General features: G+C 64.9%; 17 protein-coding genes. 15 read left to right on the forward strand and 2 right to left on the reverse strand.

Going from position 1 to position 24,070, the window contains the following annotated elements; genetic code table 11:
• Positions 1-94: 94 nt before the first annotated feature.
• Positions 95-2,308 carry a primosomal protein N' gene (locus QZ471_RS20910; RefSeq protein ID WP_295467445.1) on the reverse strand — a complete coding sequence of 738 codons (2,214 nt, stop codon included), beginning with the start codon at positions 2,306-2,308 and terminating at the stop codon, positions 95-97.
• Between the two features lie 157 nt (positions 2,309-2,465).
• Between QZ471_RS20910 and rpmE the strand changes: the two genes are divergently transcribed.
• The 3 genes from rpmE (at position 2,466) to QZ471_RS20925 (ending at position 4,889) form a co-directional block, all read left to right on the forward strand.
• Positions 2,466-2,681, forward strand: coding sequence for a 50S ribosomal protein L31 (gene rpmE / locus QZ471_RS20915; protein WP_058764925.1), 216 nt, complete (start codon positions 2,466-2,468; stop codon positions 2,679-2,681).
• Positions 2,681-3,508, forward strand: coding sequence for a thermonuclease family protein (locus QZ471_RS20920; RefSeq protein WP_295467448.1), 828 nt, complete (start codon positions 2,681-2,683; stop codon positions 3,506-3,508). The genes rpmE and QZ471_RS20920 overlap by 1 nt, the downstream gene beginning before the upstream one ends.
• Before the next feature lie 112 nt (positions 3,509-3,620).
• The gene (locus QZ471_RS20925; protein ID WP_295467450.1) at positions 3,621-4,889 is read left to right on the forward strand and encodes a malic enzyme-like NAD(P)-binding protein; all 1,269 of its coding nucleotides are present in this window, start codon (positions 3,621-3,623) and stop codon (positions 4,887-4,889) included.
• Positions 4,890-4,942: 53 nt separating this feature from the next.
• Here the strand turns inward: QZ471_RS20925 and QZ471_RS20930 are convergent, their stop codons facing one another.
• A complete protein-coding gene (locus tag QZ471_RS20930; RefSeq protein ID WP_295467452.1) occupies positions 4,943-7,363 on the reverse strand; it encodes a penicillin-binding protein 1A in 2,421 nt (806 codons plus the stop codon).
• A 167-nt stretch (positions 7,364-7,530) separates the two neighbouring features.
• Here QZ471_RS20930 and QZ471_RS20935 point away from each other — a divergent pair, with 167 nt between their 5' ends.
• The 12 genes from QZ471_RS20935 to hemE all read left to right on the forward strand — a co-directional run bounded on the left by QZ471_RS20935 (position 7,531) and on the right by hemE (position 24,045).
• Positions 7,531-8,595, forward strand: a complete 1,065-nt coding sequence (locus QZ471_RS20935) for a pilus assembly protein PilM (protein ID WP_295467453.1) — start codon at positions 7,531-7,533, stop codon at positions 8,593-8,595.
• Entirely contained in the window at positions 8,596-9,189 is a 594-nt protein-coding gene (locus tag QZ471_RS20940) for a PilN domain-containing protein (protein ID WP_295467455.1), read from the forward strand.
• Positions 9,186-9,839: a type 4a pilus biogenesis protein PilO gene (pilO, locus tag QZ471_RS20945; RefSeq protein ID WP_295467457.1), complete on the forward strand. Its 654-nt coding sequence runs from the start codon at positions 9,186-9,188 to the stop codon at positions 9,837-9,839. The genes QZ471_RS20940 and pilO overlap by 4 nt, the downstream gene beginning before the upstream one ends.
• Complete coding sequence (locus QZ471_RS20950) at positions 9,836-10,354, forward strand: pilus assembly protein PilP (RefSeq protein ID WP_295467459.1); 519 nt, start codon at positions 9,836-9,838, stop codon at positions 10,352-10,354. Before pilO ends, QZ471_RS20950 begins: the two co-directional genes overlap by 4 nt.
• Positions 10,355-12,592, forward strand: coding sequence for a type IV pilus secretin PilQ (gene pilQ, locus QZ471_RS20955; RefSeq protein WP_295467461.1), 2,238 nt, complete (start codon positions 10,355-10,357; stop codon positions 12,590-12,592).
• Positions 12,593-12,597: 5 nt separating this feature from the next.
• A complete protein-coding gene (aroK, locus tag QZ471_RS20960) occupies positions 12,598-13,116 on the forward strand; it encodes a shikimate kinase AroK (protein WP_295467463.1) in 519 nt (172 codons plus the stop codon).
• 52 nt (positions 13,117-13,168) lie between these two features.
• Positions 13,169-14,263: a 3-dehydroquinate synthase gene (gene aroB / locus QZ471_RS20965; protein WP_295467465.1), complete on the forward strand. Its 1,095-nt coding sequence runs from the start codon at positions 13,169-13,171 to the stop codon at positions 14,261-14,263.
• Positions 14,264-14,281: 18 nt separating this feature from the next.
• Positions 14,282-15,880, forward strand: coding sequence for an AAA family ATPase (locus QZ471_RS20970; protein WP_295467467.1), 1,599 nt, complete (start codon positions 14,282-14,284; stop codon positions 15,878-15,880).
• Between the two features lie 216 nt (positions 15,881-16,096).
• Entirely contained in the window at positions 16,097-20,545 is a 4,449-nt protein-coding gene (gltB, locus tag QZ471_RS20975; RefSeq protein ID WP_295467469.1) for a glutamate synthase large subunit, read from the forward strand.
• 90 nt (positions 20,546-20,635) lie between these two features.
• Complete coding sequence (locus QZ471_RS20980) at positions 20,636-22,054, forward strand: FAD-dependent oxidoreductase (RefSeq protein WP_295467471.1); 1,419 nt, start codon at positions 20,636-20,638, stop codon at positions 22,052-22,054.
• 386 nt (positions 22,055-22,440) lie between these two features.
• A complete protein-coding gene (cynS, locus tag QZ471_RS20985) occupies positions 22,441-22,881 on the forward strand; it encodes a cyanase (protein ID WP_058762929.1) in 441 nt (146 codons plus the stop codon).
• 96 nt (positions 22,882-22,977) lie between these two features.
• Positions 22,978-24,045, forward strand: a complete 1,068-nt coding sequence (hemE, locus tag QZ471_RS20990) for a uroporphyrinogen decarboxylase (protein ID WP_295467475.1) — start codon at positions 22,978-22,980, stop codon at positions 24,043-24,045.
• The last annotated feature ends 25 nt before the right edge of the window (positions 24,046-24,070 follow it).

Below are 24,070 nucleotides of genomic sequence, written 5' to 3' on the forward strand. Positions count from 1 at the left end.
TCGTTGGCCTTCGGCGTGCGCCGAGCGCGCACTGCGATGAAAACCCGGCATTATCCGTGGCTGGCCCGGCCTTGCCAATGGTAAGCCGGTGCCACTAGAAGAGATCGATGGGATCGACGTCCAGCGACCAGCGCACCTGGCGGGCTTCAGGCAGGCTTTCCAGCTGGACAACCCAGATGCCCAGCAGGCGATGCAGGGGCGCACGGCTGCTGCTCTGCAGCAGCAACTGGGCGCGATGGCGACCGGCGCGTCTTTCCATCGGCGCCGGTACCGGACCGAGCAGTTCCACCTGGGGCAGGGCGAGATTCACCGCCAGGCCCTCGGCCACGTGATAGGCCGCTTCGAGGAAATTCTCCACCTGGTCCTGGCGATGGGCGTCGGCACGCAGCAGCGCCAGATAGGCGAATGGCGGCAGTCCGGCGGATCGTCGCTCCTGCAGGGCCTGGCGGGCAAAGGCCGGATAGCCTTCCTCGGCCAGTTGCACCATCAGCGGATGGTCGGCCAGGTGGGTCTGGATCAGCACCTGCCCGGGTTCTTCAGCGCGACCGGCGCGACCGGCCACCTGGACGATCTGCTGCGCCATGCGTTCGCTGGCGCGGAAATCGGCGGAAAACAGCCCGCTGTCGGCATCCAGCACGGCGACCAGGGTCACCTTGGGGAAATGGTGACCCTTGGCGAGCATCTGGGTGCCGACCAGGATGCAGGGTGCGCCGCTGTGGATGGTCCTCAGCAGCTTGCCCAGAGCGTCCTTGCGCGCCGTGGTGTCACGGTCGATGCGCAGTACCGGGATGTCCGGGAACAACAGCTGCAGGCGTTCCTCGGCTCTTTCGGTCCCGGCGCCCACCGGACGTAGATCGAGCTTGCCGCAGGACGGGCAGTGGCGTGGCGGCCGCTCGCGTTGATCGCAATGATGGCAGCGCAACTCACCGGAGCCGCGGTGATAGGTCATGCGCGCATCGCAACGCGGGCACTGGGCCAGCCAGCCGCAGTCGTGGCAGAGCAGGGTGGGGGCGAAGCCGCGACGATTGAGGAACACCAGCACCTGCTGGCCACGCTCCAGGGTCGCGCCCATGGCTTTGAGCAGTGGCTGCGACAGGCCGCTGTCCAGTGGGCGACTGCGCACGTCTAGCCGCTCGAAGCGCGGTGGCTGGGCCCCACCGGCACGCAGCGACAGGCGCAGATGGGCGTAACGCCCCTGCTCGGCGTTGTGCAGGCTTTCCAATGACGGCGTGGCCGAGCCCAGCACCACCGGCAAATTCTCCAGGCGGGCGCGCACCACTGCCAGGTCGCGGGCGTGATACCTCAGGCCTTCCTGCTGTTTATAGGAGGCGTCGTGTTCTTCGTCGACAATCAGCAGGCCGGGATGCTTGAGTGGGGTGAACAGCGCCGAGCGGGTACCCACTACTATGTCCACCTCGCCGTCGCGGGCGGCCAGCCAGATGTCCATGCGTTCGCGATCGGTCAGTGCCGAATGCAGCAGGGCGATACGGGCATTGAAGCGTTGCTCGAAGCGTCCCAGGGTCTGGGGGCCCAGATTGATCTCCGGAATCAGCAACAGCGCCTGGCGCCCCGCTTCCAGGGTGGCACGGATCAGTTGTAGATAGACCTCGGTCTTGCCGCTGCCGGTCACCCCCTCCAATAGATAGCAATGAAAGCCGCTGCCGGCGCGGACCGCTTCATAGGCCAGGCGCTGCTCGCCGTTGAGCGGCAACTCGGCCTGGGCGAGCCAGGAACCCTGGTGCCGGGTCGGCTGGTGATAGCGGGTCTCCACCTTGACCAGCCCCTTGGCCAGCAGCAGATCGAGACTGTCCTTGACCAGGCCGAGCTGGCCGAGCAATTCGTGCAGCACGCCATGGGGGTGCTGGCGCAGGGTCTTGAGCGCTTCGCGCTGCCGCGGAGCCCGGGCCAGGCGCGGGTCTTCCGGGTGGGCATCGGGCTGGGCGATCCAGAAGCGCTGCAGCCGGCGTTCCGCGGGTTCTCCCTGACGCAAAAGGGCAGGAAGTGCCCAGCTCAAGGTGTCGCCGAGGCTGTGCTGGTAGTACTGAGCAGACCACTGACAGAGTTCGAAGAGGGCGCTCGGCAGCGGTGGACGCTCGTCGAGCAGTTGTAGAGCCTGGCGCAGCTTGTCCGCGGGGACCTCGCTGTCCTGGGCGATCTCGATCAACACTCCCACCATTTCACGCCGACCGAAGGGTACGCGCAGGCGCACGCCCGGGCGCAACTGTTCCGCTGCCACGCCCTTGGGCGGCAGGTAGTCGAATAGGCGGCGCAGCGGGGAAGGCAGGGCCAGGCGCAGGATCGGAGGCACGGCAGGGCTCGCGGGCGGAAAGCCCGATGGTAGCAGACGGGTGGCGCGAGGGTCGCTTGCGCCTCCCTGCTGCTCTGGTATGATTTGCAGCCCAAATCTGTGCGGTATCCGGCAATGGCGCCGGGTGGCGGCACAGCTAGACCCCGAGGATAGCCCCATGAAAGCTGACATCCATCCGCAGTACGAAGCCATCGAAGCTACCTGCAGCTGCGGTAACGTCATCAAGACCCGCTCTACCCTGAGCAAGAACATTCACCTGGACGTCTGCTCCGAATGCCACCCGTTCTACACCGGCAAGCAGAAGGTCCTGGACGCTGGCGGCCGTATCGACCGCTTCAAGCAGCGCTTCGGCGTGTTCGGCAGCAGCAAGTAATGGGCTGTCGTCGACCATCTGCGTATGGTTCGACACTGAAAAAGGCGTCCCTCTGGGGCGCCTTTTTCGTTTGGGCCCTGGTTACGGCGCCGCAGGTTCTAGCCGCGGCGTGTCCCTTGCTGCCGAATGGCCAGGAGGTGACGGTCCGGCAGGTGGTGGATGGCGATACCCTGCGCCTGGTCGACGGCCGCTCCGTGCGGCTGATCGGCGTCAATGCTCCCGAGCTGGGCAAGTCCGGCGGTACGGCCCAGCCCTACGCCGAAGCCGCCCGGCGGCGTCTGCAGGCGCTGGTCGAGGCCAGCGACGAGCGCCTCACGCTGGTCCCCGGTGTCGAGGAAGCCGACCGCTTCGGCCGGACCCTGGCGCACCTCTATGACCGCCGGGGACAAAATCTCGAAGCCCAACTGATCGCCGAAGGTCTCGGCTATGCGGTGGCCATCGCCCCCAATACCCGGCTGGCTGACTGCCAGGCCGCGGCGGAAGGCGCGGCGCGCAAGGCTCGCCTTGGGGTGTGGAAAAAGGATCCGACCCTCGCGGCCACCAATATCGTGGAAGGTGGTTTCGCCGTGGTGCAGGGTCGCCTGCAGGATGTCGAGCGCAATCGCGGTGGCCTCTGGCTGCAGTTCGACGGCGACCTGGTGATCAATGTCCCGAATCGATTCGTCGATGCATTCGACGGCGTGCCGCTGCGGCAATGGATCGGCCGCAACCTCGAGGCACGGGGTTGGATTTCCGATCGTAGCCGCCGCCAGGAAGCCGGTCGGGCGCGTTGGCAGATGACGGTAAGCGACCCGCACATGCTGGGGCTGCGGGTTGAATCGTTTTAGCCGAAAGTCGTATTGCGATTGATTTCAGGCATATGGCCGATTGCTTGTGGCACCTTGAGTCTTTGCGTATTCTCGCCCGACCCAAGACCCACACCACGCGGATATACCAATAATGTCTGATCTCAAAACCGCCGCCCTCGAATACCATGCCCAGCCGCGTCCCGGCAAACTCAGCGTCGAGCTGACCAAGCCCACCGCGACCGCTCGTGACCTGTCCCTGGCCTACAGTCCCGGCGTCGCCGAACCGGTCCGCGAAATCGGCCGTGACCCGGAACTGGCCTATCGCTACACCGGCAAGGGCAACCTGGTCGCCGTGATCTCCGACGGCACCGCCATCCTCGGCCTGGGCAACCTTGGCCCGCTGGCCTCCAAGCCGGTGATGGAAGGCAAGGGCGTGCTGTTCAAGCGCTTCGCCGGCGTGGACGTCTTCGACATCGAGGTCGACGCCGAGAGCCCTCAGGCCTTCATCGATACCGTCAAGCGCATCTCCATCACCTTCGGCGGCATCAACCTGGAAGACATCAAGGCACCCGAGTGCTTCGAGATCGAGCGCGCCCTGATCGAGCAATGCGATATCCCGGTCTTCCATGATGACCAGCACGGCACCGCCATCGTCACCGCCGCCGGCATGCTCAACGCCCTGGAAATCGCCGGCAAACGCCTGGAAGACGCCAAGATCGTCTGCCTGGGCGCCGGTGCCGCCGCCATCTCCTGCATGCGCCTGCTGGCGAGCATGGGTGCCAAGGTCGAGAACATCTACATGGTCGACCGTCAGGGCGTGGTCCACAGCGGTCGTAACGACCTGAACCAGTACAAGGCGACCTTCGCCACCGAGACCAGCAAGCGCACCCTGGACGACGCCCTCGAGGGTGCCGACGTCTTCGTCGGTCTGTCCGGCCCGAACCTGCTGTCGGCCGAAGGCCTCAAGCGCATGGCGGCTAACCCCATCGTCTTCGCCTGCTCCAACCCGGACCCGGAAATCACCCCCGAGCTGGCCCACGCCACCCGCGACGACGTGATCATGGCCACCGGCCGTTCCGACTATCCGAACCAGGTCAACAACGTCCTGGGCTTCCCCTTCATCTTCCGTGGCGCCCTGGACGTGCGTGCCCGGGTCATCAACGAAGAGATGAAGATCGCCGCTGCCCTGGCCCTGCGTGACCTGGCCAAGCTGCCGGTACCCAAGGAAGTCTGCGAGGCCTACAAGGTCGACAGCCTGAGCTTCGGCCGCGAGTACATCATTCCCAAGCCGATGGACGCGCGCCTGATCACCCTGGTATCCGATGCCGTGGCCAAGGCCGCCATCGAGACCGGCGTAGCCACGCTGCCCTACCCGGCGAACTATCCGCTGAAGTCGGTGGACGACGTCTTCGCCAAGTAAGTCTTGGTGCAATAAAAAACCCCGCCTTGGCGGGGTTTTTTATTGGCCTGAGATCAGAAGATGTCCATGGGCACGGTTTCGCTGGAGGGCAGCGGCGTGCCGGGCGCCACGCCAGGCGGCAGTTCGTCCAGGCTGGGCGGAGTGTCCTCACTCTTGAACAGCTCGAAGTAGGCGTTGGGTGTGCCAGGCGGCGCCGCCCGGCCGGTGGTGGGATCGACCCGGATGGACACGATGCCGTCCGGCTCCTTGAGCTGATGCGGCGGCTTGTCCTTGAGCGCGGCGCCCATGTAGCTCATCCAGATCGGTAGCGCCACGGTACCACCGAATTCCTGACGGCCCAGGGTGTCGGGCTGGTCGAAGCCCGCCCACACCGTGGTCACGTAGTCGCCGTTGTAGCCGGAGAACCAGGTGTCCTTGGATTCGTTGGTGGTCCCGGTCTTGCCAGCCAGGTCGTTGCGTCCCAGCTCCAGCGCCTTACGACCGGTACCACGCTTGATCACGTCCTGCAGCATGCTGTTCATGATGTAGGCATTGCGCGGGTCGATCACCTGGGGGGCGAACACCGGGGCTGGATTGGCGGGATCCGCCGCTGCGGTATCCGTCGCTGGCGTGACCTGGACGCCCGCTGCCGCCTGCGCCTGGGGCTGTTGGGGGACACGCGGCGGCGCGGCACGATAGACCACCTTGCCGTCACGGTCGGCCACATGGTCGACCACGTAGGGCGTCACCTTGTAGCCCTCGTTGGCGAATACCGACCAACCGGTCGCCACTTCCAGTGGCGTCAGGCCTGGGGTGCCGAGAGCCAGGGACAGGTTGCGCGGCAACTGGTCCCGCTCGAAGCCGAAGCGGCTGACGTAGTCCAGGGCGTAGTCGATGCCGATGGCCTGCAGGACGCGGATGGACACCAGGTTACGCGAGCGATAGAGGGCCTCGCGCAGCCGGATCGGGCCGAGGAAGGTATTGTTGTCGTTCTTCGGACGCCAGGCTTCGTCGGGATTCTCGTCCATGAAGACGATGGGCGCATCGTTGACCAGGCTGGCCGCAGTGAAGCCCTTTTCCAGCGCCGCGCTGTAGATGAACGGCTTGAAGCTGGAGCCAGGCTGGCGCCGCGCCTGGGTCGCGCGGTTGTAGTTGCTCTGCTCGAAGGAGAAGCCGCCGATCAGGGCGCGAATGGCGCCATCCTGCGGGTCGAGGGACACCAGGGCGCTCTGCGCCTTGGGGATCTGCGAGAACTTCAGGCTGCCGTCATCCTGACGCTGCACGCGAATCAGGTCGCCGACCTTGACCACGTCGCCAGGGCCATTCGGGCGCGGGCCCAGGCTGTTGGCGCTGAGATAGGGGCGGGCCCACTTCATGGACTCCCAGGATACGGCCTCTTCCTTGCCATCGCGGGTCATGACCAGGATGCCGCTCTTCTCCACCTGGGTGACCACGGCCGGGTCCTGGCCGCCGACGATGCGCTGCTTCTGGATCAGCGCGGCCCATTCGGCGCGACTCTGGTTCGGCCACTGGGCCTCGGGGCCGCGATAGCCGTGGCGGCGGTCGTATTCGGTCAGGCCGTCGCGCACGGCCTCGAAGGCGTCCGTCTGCAGCCGGCTGTCGATGGTGGTGTAGACCTGATAGCCATCGGTGTAGGCATCGCCACCATAGCGTCCGACCATCTCCGCCCGCGCCATCTCGGCGATGTAGGGGGCATTGAGTTCCGGCACGGCGACGTGGTGATAGGCCTCGAGCGGCTCGGCGATGCCGGCCTGGTAGGCCGCCTGGTCGATGTAACCGAGCTTGAACATGCGTTCGAGGATCCAGTTGCGTCTTTCCAGGCTACGCTCAGGATTAGCGACCGGATTGTAACGGGACGGCGCCTTGGGCAGGCCGGCGATCATCGCCATCTGGGCGACGGTCAGGTCCTTGATGGACTTGCCGTAGTAGACCTGGGCGGCGGCCTCGATGCCGTAGGCGCGGTTGCCCAGGTAGATCTTGTTGACGTAGAGCTCGAGGATCTCGTCCTTGGTCAGTTGGCGCTCGATTTGCAGGGCCAACAAAATCTCGGTGAATTTGCGCGAGAAGCTACGCTCGCTGGTAAGGAAGTAGTTCTTGGCGACCTGCATGGTGATGGTGCTGCCGCCGGTCTGGATGTGTCCCGTCTTGACCAGCTGGCTCACCGCGCGCATCAGGCTTTTCACATCGACGCCATAATGATTGGCGAAGTTGTCGTCTTCGGCGGAGAGCAGGGCATGGATGAAATCGGGCGGAATTTCGCTGAAGCGCAGCGGCGAGCGGCGCATCTCACCGAATTCGGCGATGAGTTTGCCATCGGCGCTGTACACCCGCAGTGGTATCTGCAGCTGGACGTTACGCAGGGCGTCGATGGAGGGCAGGCTGGGGCTGAGGTAGAGGAAGGCGCCGCTCAGGCCCAGCAACAGGCTGCAGACCAGGGCGACCAGCGACCACCAGAAAAACTTCAGAACACGCATCAAGAGACTTTTCGAATGGAAAGAGGGAAAGGGCGACAGGTGACGGTCAGCCTACACGGCGTCGCCATTATAGGCGCGTTTGGCGGTTGGCCGCTATTTGCTCGGGTGTCAAGTCTGTTATCTAATGCGCGTCCGCGGAACACCACCGTCGCTCATAGGGAACTGATGTGCTAGGGCTATTCAGAAAGAAGGCGAATACGCTGCTGGGTATCGACGTCAGTTCGACATCCGTGAAACTCATCGAGTTGAGCCGTTCGGGCGGACGCTATCGGGTGGAAGCCTATGCGGTGGAACCCTTGCCGGCCAACGCCGTGGTCGAGAAGAACATCGCCGAGCTGGAAGGCGTCGGCCTGGCCATCGGGCGGGTGCTGGTCAAGGCCCGTACCTCCGCCCGTAGCGCTGCCGTGGCGGTGTCCGGATCGGCGGTGATCGCCAAGACCATCGAGATGGATGCCGGTCTGTCCGACGACGAGCTGGAAAATCAGATCAAGCTCGAAGCCGACCAGTACATCCCCTATCCGCTGGACGAGGTCGCCATCGACTTCGAGGTGCAAGGCCCGTCGCCGCGCAATGCCGAGCGCGTTGAGGTGCTCCTTGCCGCCTGCCGGAAGGAAAACGTCGAGGTCCGTGAGGCGGCCCTGGCACTGGCCGGCGTCTCGGCCAAGGTGGTCGATGTCGAGGCCTACGCCCTGGAGCGGGCCTATCAGTTGCTCGCCAACCAGTTGGGTGGCCACGTCGATGACCTGACCGTGGCGGTCGTCGACATCGGCGCCACCATGACCACCCTGAGCGTGCTGCACAACGGCAAGACCATCTACACCCGCGAGCAACTGTTCGGCGGCCGTCAGCTGACCGAGGAAATCCAGCGGCGCTATGGCCTGTCGGTGGAAGAGGCGGGCCTGGCCAAGAAACAGGGTGGACTGCCGGACGATTACCAGAGCGAGGTCCTGACCCCCTTCCGCGAGGCGGTGGTGCAGCAGGTGGCGCGCTCGCTGCAGTTCTTCTTCGCCGCCGGGCAATACAATGATGTGGACTACATCTTGCTTGCCGGAGGAACAGCGTCAATTTCCGGACTCGACCGCTTGATCCAGCAGAAAATCGGCACCCCGACCGTCCTCGCCAATCCCTTTGCCGACATGAGCGTCAGCAACAAGGTCAACGCGGCGGCTCTGACGGGGGATGCTCCGGCGCTGATGATCGCCTGTGGCCTGGCCATGAGGAGTTTCGACTAAATGGCCCGCATCAACCTCTTGCCCTGGCGGGAACAGCTGCGCGAAGAAAGGCGCAAGCAGTTCCTGGTGATCCTGGGCGGCATCTTCGTGCTGTCGTGCGGCGCCGTGTTCCTCGCCGATCAGTACCTGTCCGGGGAAATCGCCCATCAGGAGGCGCGCAATGCTTTCCTCCAGCAGAACATTGCCCAGCTGGACGTCCGCATCAAGGAGATCAGCGAGCTCAAGACCCGTCGCCAGCAGTTGCTGGCGCGGATGAAGATCATCCAGGACCTGCAGGGCAACCGCCCGGTAATCGGCCATGTGTTCGATCAACTGGTGCGGACGCTGCCGGACGGCGTGTTTTTCCGCGAACTGAAGATGCAGGGTGACACCCTGTCCATCAGCGGCGAGGCGGAGTCCAACAACCGGGTATCCAACCTGATGCGTAACCTGGATGCCTCGGACTGGTTCGCCTCGCCTACGCTGATCGAAGTGAAGGCGACCACCGCGGGTGCGGTGGACCAGGCCAACACCTTCCAGCTCACCGTCAAGCAGACCCAGCCCGGTGGTCCTGCGCCCACGCCGGCACCGCTCGCCAAGGGAGGCAAACCATGAGTCTCGCCGATTCCCTGGCCAGTCTGCGCAAGATCGACATCAATGACCTGGACTTCGAGAACCTTGGTTCCTGGCCCAAGCCGATCAAGGTCATCGCCTGTCTTCTGATCGTGCTGGTGGTGCTGCTGCTCGGCTATCAGTTCCACCTCAGCGACATGGAAGCGCAGTTGGAAAGCCAGAGGGCCCAGGAAGAAGCCCTCAAGCAGCAATATGCCAGCAAGGCCTTCCAAGCCGCCAACCTCGACGCCTACAAGCAGCAGATGGTGGAGATGGAGGAGTCCTTCGGTGCCTTGCTACGCCAATTGCCGGGCGACACCGAGGTGCCGGCACTGCTGGAGGACATCACCCGTACCGGGCTCGGCAGTGGTCTCGAGTTCGAGCAGATCAAGCTGCTGCCGGAGGTGACGCAGCAGTTCTATGTCGAATTGCCGATCCAGATCACCGTCGTCGGCAGCTATCATGACCTGGCGACCTTCGTCAGCAGCGTGTCCAGCCTGCCGCGCATCGTCACCCTGCACGACTTCGATCTCAAGCCCGTGGGCGACAAGAACGGGGTCGGTGGCGGCACTGTTTCCGGAGGTGGCGGCAAGTTGCGCATGAACGTCCTGGCCAAGACCTATCGCTACAACGACAAGGGGCTCGGCAAATGAGAACGCCCCTGTTGCTCTGCTTGCTGACCACCGTGCTGGTGGGCTGCGGTTCCAGCGATACCAGCGATCTGCAGGCGTTCATGGACGAGACCCGCGCCAAGCCGCGCGGCTCCATCGAACCGCTGCCGCAGTTTCGCGCCTACGAGCCTTTCACCTATTCCGCGTCGGCCTTGCGCAGTCCCTTTCAGGCGCCGATACGTATAGATCCCACGGTGCGTCAGCGGGGTACCGGCAACATCAAGCCGGACCCGAATCGACCCAAGCAGTTTCTCGAAGGCTTCAATATCGACACCTTCAGCATGGTGGGCATCCTGGCCAATGCCAGTGGCCGCTATGCGCTGGTCAGCGGTGCTGGCGGCGTGCATCGCGTCAAGGTAGGGGATTACCTGGGGCGTAACGACGGACGCATCACCAAGATTACCGACGGTGAGATCGACGTGATCGAAATCGTCCCGGATGGCGAGGGTGGCTGGCTGGAACGGCCGCTCACCATCACCTTGAAGGAAAAGACTTAAATGGGCAGGGCGAGCACTGTGAACACTACTATCGCGGGACGACTGGGGCTGGGCCTGGCCCTGCTGCTGAGCAGCCTGGCCGGCCAAGTGCTGGCGGCGGATCTGCAGGCCTTGAACGTCGCCTCCCTGCCCGGGGATCGCGTCGAGCTCAAGCTGACCTTCGACCAGCCGGTCGCCGCGCCCAAGGGCTATACCATCGAGCAGCCAGCGCGCATCGCCCTGGACCTGCCCGGGGTATCCAACAAGCTGGGTACCAAGAGCCGCGACCTGGGTAATGGCAATGCCCGCAGCGTGACGGTGGTGGAGGCCGGCAACCGCACCCGGCTGATCATCAACCTCACCAACCTGGCCAGTTACGATACCCGCGTCGACGGGCGTAATCTCTTCGTCACCATCGGTGGCACGGCGGGCCGGCAGACGGCCGCCGCCCAGGGTGGCCTGACCCCCAATCTGCCGCGCGCGGTAGCCCCCGCCACCGTGACCGCCCCGGCGACGGGTGGCGTGGCACGGACGGTCTCGCCAGCCACCCCGGCTACGTCCAGCGTGGCGGCCATGACCACCGCCCGACCGCAACTGCGTGGCAAGGCGATCCGCCATATCGATTTCCAGCGCGGTCCCCAGGGTGAGGGCAACGTGGTCATCGACCTGAGCGAGACCGGCATCAATCCGGATATCCAGGAGCAGGGCGGCAAGATTCGCCTGACCTTTGCCGGTACCCAGCTGCCCGAAGAGCTGCGGGTACGGTTGGACGTCAAGGATTTCGCCACCCCGGTGCAGTTCGTCAACGCCTCGGCTGACAGTAGCGGTGCCTCCATCGTCATCGAGCCGACCGGTACCTACGACTACCTGGCCTACCAGACCAACAACCGCCTGACCCTGAGCGTCAAGCCGCTCACCACCGAGGAGAAGGAAAAGCGCGCCGCCGATCGCTTCACCTACACCGGTGAGAAGCTGTCGCTCAACTTCCAGGATATCGACGTGCGCTCGGTGCTGCAGTTGATCGCCGACTTCACCAACCTCAACCTGGTGGCGAGCGACACCGTGCAGGGCAACATCACCCTGCGCCTGCAGAACGTGCCCTGGGACCAGGCCCTGGATCTGATCCTCAAGACCAAGGGGCTCGACAAGCGCCAGATCGGCAACGTGCTGCTGGTGGCGCCAGCCGACGAGATCGCCGCCCGCGAGCGCCAGGAGCTGGAATCCCAGAAGCAGATCCAGCAACTGGCCCCGCTGCGCCGTGACCTCATCCAGGTCAACTACGCCAAGGCGGCCGACATCGCCAAGCTGTTCCAGTCGGTGACCAGCGCCGACAAGACCGCCGACGAGCGTGGCTCCATCTCGGTGGACGAGCGCACCAACAGCATCATCGCCTACCAGACCCAGAACCGCCTGGACGAGCTGCGGCGGATCGTTTCCCAGCTGGACATCCCGGTGCGCCAGGTAATGATCGAGGCGCGGCTGGTGGAAGCCAACGTCGACTACAGCAAGCAGTTGGGCGTGCGCTGGGGGGGCAATGCCACTTCGGGTAACTTCGCGGTCTACGGCAAGGACGGCGCTACCACGGTCAACCAGACGACAGGGCAGGTCTACCTTCCCGGCACGACCACCATCGGCAACTACACCGCGACTAGTGGTGTGGCCCCTACGCCCTTCGTCGACATGGGTGTCAGCGGCAGCACCTCGGGTATCGGTATCGGCTTCATGGTCGGCGGCAAGATGCTCGACCTGCAGCTGTCCGCTCTCCAGGCCAGCGGTAATGGTGAAATCATCTCCCAGCCCAAGGTGGTGACCTCGGACAAGGAGACCGCCAAGATCCTGCGCGGTACCGAGATTCCCTACCAGGAAGCCAGTTCCAGTGGCGCCACCAGCACCAGCTTCAAGCAGGCCGCTCTGTCGCTGGAGGTGACCCCGCAGATCACGCCGGACAATCGCATCATCATGGAGGTCAAGGTCAACAAGGATGCGCCGGACTACCAGAATGCCCTGAATGGCGTACCGCCGATCAGCAAGAACGAGGTCAATGCCAAGGTGCTGGTGAGCGATGGCGAGACCATCGTGCTCGGTGGGGTGTTCTCCAATACCCAGACCCGATCCACCATCAAGGTGCCTATGTTGGGCGACATTCCCTATGTAGGGCGGCTGTTCCGCCGGGATGCGGTCACCGACAGCAAAGTGGAGCTGCTGATTTTCCTCACGCCGCGTATCATGAACAACCAGGCGATAGCGGTTGGTCGATGACATAAGTGCGTAATCTGTTTCTGGTAGGGCCGATGGGCTCGGGCAAGAGCACCATCGGTCGGCTTCTGGCGAAGGAGTTGCGGTTGCCGTTCAAGGATTCCGACAAGGTAATCGAAGAACGCACCGGTGCCGACATTCCCTGGATCTTCGATGTGGAAGGCGAGCAAGGCTTTCGCGAGCGCGAGAGAGCCGCGATCGCCGACCTGTGCGCCGAAAACGGCCTGGTCATGGCGACCGGAGGCGGCGCGGTGCTGCGCGAGGATAATCGCCAGGCGCTCAAGCGCGGTGGCCGGGTGATCTATCTGCATGCCTCCATCGAGCAGCAGATCGAGCGCACCGCCCGCGATCGCAACCGCCCGCTGCTGCAGACGGCCGATCCGGCGGCGGTCCTGCGCAACCTGATGGCCATGCGCGATCCGCTCTATCGCGAGATCGCCGACATCGTCATCGAAACCGATGAGCGGCCGCCGCGGCTGGTGGTGTTGCAGATACTCGACCGTCTGAAAGCCCTGGCGCCGCATTAAAGCCGCAGGCGTTCTGCGCTATGCTAGGCGCCCTTTGAATCAAGGTGACGGCATGCGGACTCTTCACGTCGAGCTCGGTGAGCGCAGCTACCCGATCTACATCGGCCAGGGCCTTCTGGATCGGCCGGAATGCTTCCTGCCGCATCTCGCCGGGCGCAAGGTGGCCATCGTCACCAACGACACCATCGCGCCGCTCTATCTGGAGCGTCTGATGCGGACGCTGGGTGATCGACCGATCAGCTCGATCGTGCTGCCCGATGGCGAGGCGCACAAGAATTGGGAAACCCTGCAGCTGATCTTCGACGGTCTGCTGCAGGACCGCCACGACCGCAAGACCACTCTCATCGCCCTGGGGGGCGGGGTGATCGGCGACATGGGCGGCTTCGCCGCCGCCTGCTACCAGCGCGGTGTGGACTTCATCCAGGTGCCGACCACCCTACTGTCCCAGGTGGATTCCTCGGTGGGTGGCAAGACCGGCATCAACCACCCGCTCGGCAAGAACATGATCGGTGCCTTCTACCAGCCCAAGGCGGTGGTCATCGACACCGACAGCCTGTCCAGCCTGCCGGCGCGTGAGCTGTCGGCCGGGCTGGCCGAAGTCATCAAGTACGGCCTGATCTGCGACGAGCCCTTCCTCGGCTGGCTCGAAGAGCACGCCGAGGCTCTGCTGTCCCTCGACCAGGCGGCGCTCACCGAGGCCATCGAGCGTTCCTGTGCCGCCAAGGCCGCCGTGGTGGGTACCGATGAGCGGGAGTCGGGGCTGCGTGCCATCCTCAACCTCGGCCATACCTTCGGTCATGCCATCGAGACCCACCAGGGCTATGGTGTCTGGCTGCACGGCGAAGCCGTCTCGGCCGGGATGGTGATGGCGTTGCAGATGTCCCTGTTGCTGGGCTGGTTGAGTGCCGAGCAGCGCGACCGCGCCATTCGCCTGCTGGTGCGGGTAGGGCTTCCCGTGGTGCCGCCGGCGGACATGCAGCCGGCCGATTTCGAACGCCTCATGGCGGTGGACAAGAAGGTCCTGGATGGACAACTCCGGCTGGTGCTGCTCAGTGACCTGGGCCAGGCCGTGGTGACCGCCGACTTCGCCCGCGACATTCTCGAGCAGACGCTGCGTACCGATTACCAAGCGCTGACCGCCCAGTAAGGAGAACAAGAGAGTCCCATGTCCAATCTGCACGCCGACGAAGCCTTCCTCGGTCACTATCAGTTCACTCACGATCCCTTCGCCGCTCGGGTACCCGGCTTCAAGTTCTTCCCGGCGCAACGCAAGCCGGTGCTGGGGCAACTGCACCACCTGGCACGTTACAGCCAGTTGCTGCTGGTGGTCAGCGGTCCGCAGGGCAGTGGCAAGACGCTGCTGCGCCAGGCGCTGGTGGCCAGCACCAAGAAGGAAGCCGTGCATTGCGTGGTGATCTCCGCACAGAACGGCGGCGACGCCCGTACCGTGCTGGGCCAGGTCGCCAAGGGGGTCGGGGCGAGCAGCCAGACTCCCGCGGCCATCCTCGAGCAGGCGGCGGAAGTGCGCCTGGCGGGGCAGGAGGTCTATATCCTGGTGGATGACGCCGAGGCGCTGGCCACTCCCGCGCTGGAAGCCCTGCTGGAACTGGCTGGTGGCGCCGAGAAGGAACGTCTGCACGTCTTCCTGTTCGGCGAGGCCGAGGTAGTGATGCGCCTCGAGGACATCGCCCAGGGTGAAGAGCGCTACCACGCCATCGAATTGCTGCCCTACAGCGAGAGCGAGGCCGAAGAATATCTGGCCCAACGCCTGGAAGGTGCCGGCCAAGGCCTGGAGATCTTCACCGACGAGCAACTCGCGACCATTCACGAACGCTCCGGCGGCTGGCCGGGACGGCTCAACGAGGAAGCGCGGGACGTGCTGGTGGCTGGCATGAGCGCCCGCCGCAAGAAGGCCGCTGCGCCGGCCAAGAGCTCGCGCAACCTGCTGGCCGCCTTGCCGCGCAAGCATCTGGTCATCCTGGGCGTCGTGGTGCTGGCGGTGGGTGCCGCGGCGCTGTCGCTCAAGGGCGGCAAGAGCGAGGCGCCGGCCACTGCCGCGAGCGGCCAGGCGCTGCCGCTGGGTGGTCAGGGCTCGGCCTCGGCCAGCAAGGACGCCCAGGTCGCGCCTATCCAGTTCGATGGCTCTTCCAAGCCGCTGCCCCTGCCGCTGGTAGGTGAATCGCAGCCGGTGATCCGCGAGCCCCTGGCGGAAGCGGCCGGGGGTCGCCAGGCTGGTACCGCAGCGGGCAATGACCTGGGGGCGGGCGGAGTACCGCCGACCGTGACCACGGACGCGCCGCCGATCAGCGATGAAGATGAGCTGCCCAGCCGCACGCCCGCGCGCACGCCGGCGCCCAGTGCCCCGGCGGTCGCCGCACCGGCGCCCAAGCACACGGCGTCCGCGCCGACGGCTCCGACACCCGCCAAGCCGGCTCCTGCCGCTGCTCCGGCCCATGCTGCCGGAGGTGCCGCCGCTGGCTGGTACGGCAGCCAGTCCGGGAGCAAGTATGCCCTGCAGGTCGTGGGGACCAGCACCGAGAAGGCCGCCCAGGCGTTCATCGCCAGCCAGGCCGACAGTGGCAACTTCCGTTATTTCAAGAAGAGCTACCAGGGCAAGGCGCTCTATGTGGTGACCTACGGTAGCTTCGCCAATCGCGCGGCAGCCGAGGCGGCGGTCAAGCAGCTGCCGGCCAAGGTCCAGGCCAGTAAACCCTGGCCGCGCACCTTCGCCAGCATTCAGCAGGACATCGCTACCAGTCGTTGATTCTTGCTTGACACGAAAGGAAAGCCCCGGTGCTATCACGAGAGTGACGCCGGGGCTTTCTTTTTTGCGTCATTGAATTTTCATCAGGTGTCATCGGTGTTTGTCGAAGCCATTTTTTTCGCTACACTGGACGGCCTTTGACTGTCCGAAAAAAGTTCAAATAAACGGACCGTTTTGTGATGCCTTCGCAATAACCTGATTGCCGGTGAGAGCGCTATGAAAGCAGGCCTGTTCAATCCCGATAGCTTCAAGGACAACTGCGGCTTCGGCCTGATCGCCCATATGCAGGGCGAGCCCAGCCATGACCTGCTGGAAACGGCCATCGAAGCCCTGACCTGCATGACCCACCGTGGCGGTATCAACGCCGATGGCAAGACCGGCGACGGTTGCGGTCTGCTCATGCAGAAGCCGGACGCCTTCCTGCGCGCCATCGCCCAGGAGCAGTTCGGCGCCGAATTGCCCGAGCAATACGCCGCCGGCGTGGTGTTCTTCAACCAGGACGAGGCCCGTGCCGAGCAGGCCCGTGCCAACATGAACCTGGAGATCGAGGCCGCTGGCCTGACCCTGGTCGGCTGGCGCCAGGTACCCATCGATACCTCCGTGCTGGGTGAGCTGGCCCTGGCCCGCCTGCCGCGCATCGAGCAGGTGTTCGTCGCCGGTCCCGGTCTCGACGACCAGCAGTTCGGGGTCAAGCTGTTCTCCGCCCGCCGCCGCTCCTCGGTGCGCAACGCCGAGGACGCCGAGCACTACATCTGCAGCCTGTCGTCCAAGGTGATCGTCTATAAAGGCCTGATGATGCCGGCGGATCTGGCTGCCTTCTATCCGGACCTCGGCGATCCGCGCCTGGCCACCGCCATCTGCGTGTTCCACCAGCGCTTCTCCACCAATACCCTGCCGAAGTGGCCGCTGGCGCAGCCCTTCCGCTATCTCGCCCACAACGGCGAGATCAACACCATCACCGGCAACCGCAACTGGGCGCAGGCGCGGCGGACCAAGTTCGTCAACGAGCTGATCCCGGACCTTGACCAGCTCGGTCCGCTGGTGAACCGCGTCGGTTCCGACTCCTCCAGCATGGACAACATGCTGGAGCTGCTGGTGACCGGCGGCATGGATCTGTTCCGCGCCGTGCGCATGATCATTCCGCCGGCCTGGCAGAACGTCGAGACCATGGACGCCGATCTGCGCGCCTTCTACGAATTCAACTCCATGCACATGGAGCCCTGGGACGGTCCGGCCGGCGTGGTGCTGACCGAAGGCCGCTACGCCGTCTGCCTGCTCGACCGCAACGGCCTGCGCCCGGCGCGCTGGGTGACCACCAAGAACGGCTACATCACCCTGGCCTCGGAAGTCGGCGTCTGGAACTACCAGCCCGATGACGTCATCGCCAAGGGCCGGGTCGGTCCGGGTCAGATCCTCGCCGTGGACACCGAGACCGGCGAGGTGCTGCAGACCGACGATATCGACAGCCGCCTCAAGGCACGTCATCCCTACAAGCAGTGGCTGCGCAAGAACGCCATGCGTATCCAGGCGACCCTGGACGACAACGATCACGGTTCGGCCTTCTACGACCAGGATCAGCTGCGCCAGTACATGAAGATGTTCCAGGTTACCTTCGAAGAGCGTGACCAAGTCTTGCGCCCGCTGGGCGAGCAGGGCCAGGAAGCCGTGGGCTCCATGGGTGACGACACCCCCATGGCGGTGCTGTCGCGCCGTATCCGCTCCCCCTACGACTACTTCCGCCAGCAATTCGCCCAGGTCACCAACCCGCCGATCGACCCGCTGCGCGAGTCCATCGTCATGTCCCTGGAGACCTGCCTGGGTGCCGAGCGCAACGTCTTCGAGGAAACCGCCGAACACGCCGATCGCGCCATCCTGAGCAGCCCGGTGATCTCGCCGGCCAAGTGGCGGACGATCCTCAACATGCCCAAGCCCGGCTTCGAGCATGTCAAGATCGACCTCAACTACCCCGAGTCCATGGGCCTCGAGGCGGCGCTACGCAACATCGTCGAGCAGGCCGAGGAGGCCGTGCGCGCCGGCAAGGTGCTGCTGGTGCTGACCGACCGTCACATCGAGCCGGGCAAGCTGCCGGTGCACGCGGTGCTGGCCACCGGCGCCGTGCATCACCACCTGGTCAACCTGGGCCTGCGCACCAGCAGCAACATCCTGGTGGAGACCGCCACCGCCCGTGATCCGCACCACTTCGCCGTGCTGCTGGGCTTCGGTGCCACCGCGGTCTATCCGTTCCTGGCCTACGAGGTGCTGGGCGACCTGATCCGCACCGGCGAGGTGCTGGGCGATCTCTACGAGGTATTCAAGTACTACCGCAAGGGCATCACCAAGGGCCTGCTCAAGGTGATCTCCAAGATGGGCATCTCCACCGTCGCCTCCTATCGCGGCGCCCAGCTGTTCGAAGCCGTGGGCCTGGCGGACGAGGTCACCGACCTCTGCTTCCCCGGTGTCACCAGCCGCATCAAGGGTGCGCGCTTCGTCGACCTGGAAGCCGAGCAGAAGCTGCTGGCCGGTGAAGCCTGGAACAACCGCAAGCCGATCCAGCCGGGTGGCCTGCTCAAGTTCGTCTATGGCGGCGAGTACCACGCTTACAACCCGGACGTGGTCAATCTGCTGCAGGCCGCCGTGCAACAGGGCGACTACGCCAAGTTCCGCGAATACACCGCGCTGGTGGACCAGCGCCCGGTGGCCATGATCCGCGACCTGCTCAAGGTCAAGACCAGCGACCAGCCCCTGGCCCTGGAAGAGGTCGAGCCGCTGGCCAACATCTTCACCCGCTTCGATGCCGCCGGTATCTCCCTGGGTGCCCTGTCGCCGGAGGCCCACGAGGCCCTGGCCGAGGCCATGAACCGTCTGGGCGGTCGCTCCAATTCCGGTGAGGGTGGCGAGGACCCGGCGCGCTACGGCACCATCAAGAGCTCCAAGATCAAGCAGGTGGCCACCGGCCGCTTCGGCGTCACCCCCGAGTACCTGGTCAACGCCGAGGTGCTGCAGATCAAGGTGGCCCAGGGCGCCAAGCCCGGCGAGGGCGGCCAGCTGCCCGGTGGCAAGGTCAACGGCCTGATCGCCAAGCTGCGCTATGCGGTGCCCGGCGTGACCCTGATCTCGCCGCCGCCGCACCACGACATCTATTCCATCGAAGACCTGGCCCAACTGATCTTCGACCTCAAGCAGGTCAACCCCAAGGCGCTGGTGTCGGTCAAGCTGGTCTCCGAGCCGGGCGTGGGCACCGTAGCCGCGGGTGTGGCCAAGGCCTATGCCGACCTCATCACCATCTCCGGCTACGACGGCGGTACCGGCGCTTCGCCGGTCACTTCCATCAAGTACGCCGGCTCGCCCTGGGAACTGGGCCTGGCCGAGGCGCACCAGACCCTGAGAGGCAACGACCTGCGCGGCAAGGTGCGGGTGCAGACCGACGGTGGCCTGAAGACCGGCCTGGACGTGATCAAGGCGGCCATCCTCGGCGCCGAGAGCTTCGGCTTCGGCACCGCGCCGATGATCGCCCTGGGCTGCAAGTACCTGCGCATCTGCCACCTGAACAACTGCGCCACCGGCGTCGCCACCCAGAACGACCGGCTGCGCAAGGAACACTTCATCGGCACGGTGGAGATGGTGATGAATTTCTTCACCTTCATCGCCGAGGAAACCCGCGAGTGGCTGGCCAAGCTGGGTGTGCGCAGCCTGGGCGAGCTGATCGGCCGTACCGACCTGCTGGAGATCCTGCCGGGCGAGACCGCCAAGCAGCAGCACCTGGATCTCACCCCGCTGCTGGGTAGCGACCATATTCCGGCGGAGAAGCCGCAGTTCTGCCAGGTGGAGAAGAACCCGCCGTTCGACCAGGGGCTGCTGGCCGAGGAAATGGTGCGCCTGGCACTGCCGGGCATCGAAAAGCTCGAGGGCGGCGAATTCAGCCTGAGCATCGGCAACTGCGACCGCTCCATCGGTGCCCGCGTCTCCGGCGAAATCGCCCGGCGCCATGGCAACCAGGGCATGGTCAAGGCGCCAGTGACCTTCCGCTTCAAGGGCACCGCCGGCCAAAGCTTTGGCGTGTGGAACGCCGGTGGCCTGCATCTGTATCTGGAAGGCGATGCCAACGACTACGTGGGCAAGGGCATGACCGGCGGCAAGCTGGTCATCACCCCGCCCCAGGGCGCGGGTTTCAAGAGCCAGGAGTCGGCCATCATCGGCAACACCTGCCTCTACGGCGCCACCGGTGGCAAACTGTTCGCCGCCGGCACCGCCGGTGAGCGTTTCGGAGTGCGTAACTCCGGCGCCCATACCGTGGTGGAAGGTACCGGTGACCATTGCTGCGAATACATGACCGGCGGCTTCGTCTGCGTCCTGGGCAAGACCGGCTACAACTTCGGCTCGGGCATGACCGGCGGCTTCGCCTATGTGCTGGACCTGGACAACGGCTTCTACGACCGGGTCAACCACGAATTGGTGGAAATCCAGCGCATCAACAGCGAGGCCATGGAAGCCTATCGTAGCCACCTGGAAGGGGTGCTGGCCGAGTACGTGCGCGAGACCGGCAGTGCCTGGGGCAGCCATCTCCATGAGAACCTGGACGACTACCTGCGCAAGTTCTGGCTGGTGAAGCCCAAGGCCGCGAGCCTGGCCTCGCTGCTGGTCAGCACCCGCGCCCGTCCGGAATAACGACTTCGATGCCGGCTCCGCAGGGCGCCGGTTTCACCGTGCTAGCTCGTGACGCCCAGTTGAAGGGGCGTCGCTTCAAGAGGTTTGGAAATGGCTGAACGTCTGAACAACGACTTCCAGTTCATCGAGGTCGGTCGCAAGGATCCGAAGAAGAAGCTGCTGCGTCAGCGCAAGAAGGAATTCGTCGAGATCCACGATCCCTTCAAGCCGCAGCAGGCCGCCGAGCAGGCGCACCGCTGCCTGGGCTGCGGCAACCCCTATTGCGAATGGAAGTGCCCGGTGCACAACTTCATTCCCAACTGGCTCAAGCTGGTGTCCGAGGGCAACATCCTGGCCGCGGCTGAACTGTCGCACCAGACCAATACCCTGCCCGAGGTCTGTGGCCGGGTCTGCCCGCAGGATCGTCTCTGCGAGGGGGCCTGCACCCTCAACGACGGCTTCGGCGCGGTGACCATCGGCTCGGTGGAGAAATACATCACCGATACCGCCTTCGCCATGGGCTGGCGCCCGGACATGTCCAAGGTCAAGCCCACCGGCAAGCGCGTCGCCGTCATCGGTGCCGGTCCGGCCGGCCTGGGCTGTGCCGACATCCTGGTGCGCAATGGCGTGACGCCGGTGGTGTTCGACAAGCACCCCGAGATCGGCGGCCTGCTGACCTTCGGTATTCCAGAGTTCAAGCTGGAAAAGACCGTACTCAGTCGTCGTCGTGAGGTCTTCGGCGGGATGGGCGTGGAATTCCGCCTCAACACCGAGGTGGGCAAGGACGTGACCATGGACCAGCTGCTCGAGGAGTTCGATGCGGTCTTCCTCGGCATGGGCACCTACACCTACATGAAGGGTGGCTTCCCGGGTGAAGACCTGCCCGGCGTGCACGATGCCCTGGATTTCCTGGTGGCCAACGTCAATCGCAACCTGGGCTTCGAAAAGGATGCGGCCGACTTCGTGGACATGAAGGGCAAGCGCGTGGTGGTACTGGGTGGCGGTGACACCGCCATGGACTGCAACCGCACCTCCATCCGCCAGGGCGCCAAGAGCGTGACCTGCGCCTACCGCCGCGACGCCGCCAATATGCCGGGCTCGCGCAAGGAAGTGAAGAACGCCAAGGAAGAGGGGGTGAAGTTCCTGTTCAACCGCCAGCCCATTGCCATCATCGGCGAAGACAAGGTAGAAGGCGTCAAGGTGGTGGAGACCCGCCTGGGTGAGCCCGATGCCCGCGGCCGCCGCAGCCCCGAGCCGATCCCCGGTTCCGAGGAAATCCTGCCGGCCGATGCAGTCGTCATCGCCTTCGGTTTCCGCCCGAGTCCGGCGCCCTGGTTCGACCAATTCGGCATCGACCTCGACAGCCAGGGTCGCGTCGTCGCGCCTGGCCTGAGCGAGTTCAAGCACCAGACCAGCAACCCGAAGATCTTCGCCGGTGGCGACATGGTGCGTGGGTCCGACCTGGTGGTGACTGCTATCTTCGAAGGCCGCAACGCCGCCGAGGGCATCCTCGACTACCTGGGCGTCTAACGTCCGACGGCTGTACAGCAGCCGACCGGTGCCGAGCCGGTCGGCTTTTTTGTGGCTGAAAGATTATCGCGGCCATGCCGGTGCGCCGTAGCGACCGCTCCTACGGGAAGTGATGCCTCTGTAGGAGCGATCGCTAAGGCGCAATGGCATGGCCGCAACGCCGCCGCGGGAATCCTCGACCACCTAGGCGGCTAAGTCGCCATGGGTGGACAAGAGTTGAGCGGTGCCGGGCCGATCGGCTTTTTCTTGGGCGCTATTCGGGGGCGGGGCTGCGTTCTGGTGCAGCGAGAGGCGGGGGAGGGTGTTGGGGAGGCCGTGCCAGAGCGCTCGCCGCGCCCTGGCACAGGGTCTGCAAAGATCCCGGTTCTCTCTTCCGAGGTACTGCCATGAACAAGCCTGAAATGACCGCTGCCATTCTCGCTGCCAAGCAGCGCCTGGGCCTGAGCTGGGCCGCGATCGCCGCCAGCCTGGAAATGTCGCCGGTCTGGACTACTTCAGCCTGCCTGGGCATGAACAGCATGGCGCCCGAGGTAGCGGAGCGCCTGTGCCAGGTCCTGGAGTTGCCGGCCGAGGTATCCCTGGCCCTGCAAGCCTTTCCGCATAAGCATTGGGACAAGGCCGTGCCGACCGATCCGCTGATCTATCGCTTCTACGAGATGATCAACGTCTACGGCGATACCATCAAAACCCTGATCCACGAAGAATTTGGCGACGGCATCATGAGCGCCATCGACTTCAGCATGGACATCTCGCGGGTGGCCGATCCCAAGGGCGACCGGGTGCAGATCGTCCTCAACGGCAAGTTCCTGCCCTACAAGAGCTGGTGAACCGATCACCGCGATAGACAAAAGGCACGCCCCGGCGCCGTGCCTTTTGCCAGCCGCTTTGCGACAATGCCGGCACTTTTGCTGCCGGATGTCGCCATGACCGCCCTGAAGAACGACCGTTTCCTGCGTGCCCTGCTCAAGCAGCCGGTGGATGTCACCCCGGTGTGGATGATGCGCCAGGCCGGGCGTTACCTGCCCGAGTACCGCGCCAGCCGGGCCCGCGCCGGGGACTTCATGAGTCTGTGCAAGAACCCGCAGTTCGCCTGCGAGGTGACCCTGCAGCCGCTGGAACGCTATCCGCTGGATGCGGCCATCCTCTTCTCCGACATCCTCACCATCCCCGATGCCATGGGTCAGGGCCTGTACTTCGAGACCGGCGAGGGCCCGCGCTTTCGTAAGGTGATCGATACTCCGGCGGACATCGAGGCGCTGCCGATTCCCGATGCCGAAAAGGATCTGGGCTACGTGATGGACGCGGTGCGCACCATCCGCGCCGCCCTGGATGGCCGGGTACCCTTGATCGGCTTTTCCGGCAGCCCCTGGACCCTGGCGACCTACATGATCGAAGGCGGCTCCAGCAAGGATTTCCGCAAGGCCAAGGCCATGCTCTACGACACCCCCGAAGCCCTGCACCTGTTGCTGGACAAGCTGGCCCAGGCGGTCACCGCCTACCTCAACGGCCAGATTCGCGCCGGCGCCCAGGCGGTGCAGATCTTCGATACCTGGGGCGGCAACCTGTCGGCGGCGGCCTACCAGGAATTTTCCCTGGCCTATATGCGCAAGATCGTCGCCGGGCTGATCCGCGAACATGAAGGACGCCGGGTGCCGGTGATCCTCTTCACCAAGAACGGCGGTCTCTGGCTGGAAAGTCTGGCGGACAGCGGCGCCGAGGCCCTGGGCCTGGACTGGACCTGCGACCTCGGCGAAGCGCGCCGCCGCGTTGGCAGCAAGGTCGCCCTGCAGGGCAACATGGACCCCAGCGTGCTCTACGCCAAGCCGGCGGCCATTCGGGCCGAGGTAGGGCGCATCCTGGAAAGCTATGGCCAGGGCAGCGGCCACGTCTTCAACCTCGGCCACGGCATCACCCCCGAGGTGGACCCGACCCATGCCGGCGCCTTCATCGAGGCGGTGCACGAGTTGTCCGGGCGTTACCACCAGGGTTGACTGTGCCGGGATCGGCACCGCCGAT

Origin of the sequence: uncultured Pseudomonas sp., from assembly GCF_913774235.1 — a bacterium.
GTDB lineage: Bacteria > Pseudomonadota > Gammaproteobacteria > Pseudomonadales > Pseudomonadaceae > Chryseomonas.

What these genes read in the sequence shown, in the direction of transcription:
- rpmE (WP_058764925.1), top strand. Translation starts at nt 2,466, where the DNA reads ATGAAAGCTGACATCCATCCGCAGTACGAAGCCATCGAAGCTACCTGC.
- QZ471_RS20920 (WP_295467448.1), top strand. Translation starts at nt 2,681, where the DNA reads ATGGGCTGTCGTCGACCATCTGCGTATGGTTCGACACTGAAAAAGGCG.
- QZ471_RS20925 (WP_295467450.1), top strand. Translation starts at nt 3,621, where the DNA reads ATGTCTGATCTCAAAACCGCCGCCCTCGAATACCATGCCCAGCCGCGT.
- QZ471_RS20930 (WP_295467452.1), bottom strand. Translation starts at nt 7,363, where the DNA reads ATGCGTGTTCTGAAGTTTTTCTGGTGGTCGCTGGTCGCCCTGGTCTGC.
- QZ471_RS20940 (WP_295467455.1), top strand. Translation starts at nt 8,596, where the DNA reads ATGGCCCGCATCAACCTCTTGCCCTGGCGGGAACAGCTGCGCGAAGAA.
- pilO (WP_295467457.1), top strand. Translation starts at nt 9,186, where the DNA reads ATGAGTCTCGCCGATTCCCTGGCCAGTCTGCGCAAGATCGACATCAAT.
- QZ471_RS20950 (WP_295467459.1), top strand. Translation starts at nt 9,836, where the DNA reads ATGAGAACGCCCCTGTTGCTCTGCTTGCTGACCACCGTGCTGGTGGGC.
- pilQ (WP_295467461.1), top strand. Translation starts at nt 10,355, where the DNA reads ATGGGCAGGGCGAGCACTGTGAACACTACTATCGCGGGACGACTGGGG.
- aroB (WP_295467465.1), top strand. Translation starts at nt 13,169, where the DNA reads ATGCGGACTCTTCACGTCGAGCTCGGTGAGCGCAGCTACCCGATCTAC.
- QZ471_RS20970 (WP_295467467.1), top strand. Translation starts at nt 14,282, where the DNA reads ATGTCCAATCTGCACGCCGACGAAGCCTTCCTCGGTCACTATCAGTTC.
- gltB (WP_295467469.1), top strand. Translation starts at nt 16,097, where the DNA reads ATGAAAGCAGGCCTGTTCAATCCCGATAGCTTCAAGGACAACTGCGGC.
- QZ471_RS20980 (WP_295467471.1), top strand. Translation starts at nt 20,636, where the DNA reads ATGGCTGAACGTCTGAACAACGACTTCCAGTTCATCGAGGTCGGTCGC.
- cynS (WP_058762929.1), top strand. Translation starts at nt 22,441, where the DNA reads ATGAACAAGCCTGAAATGACCGCTGCCATTCTCGCTGCCAAGCAGCGC.
- hemE (WP_295467475.1), top strand. Translation starts at nt 22,978, where the DNA reads ATGACCGCCCTGAAGAACGACCGTTTCCTGCGTGCCCTGCTCAAGCAG.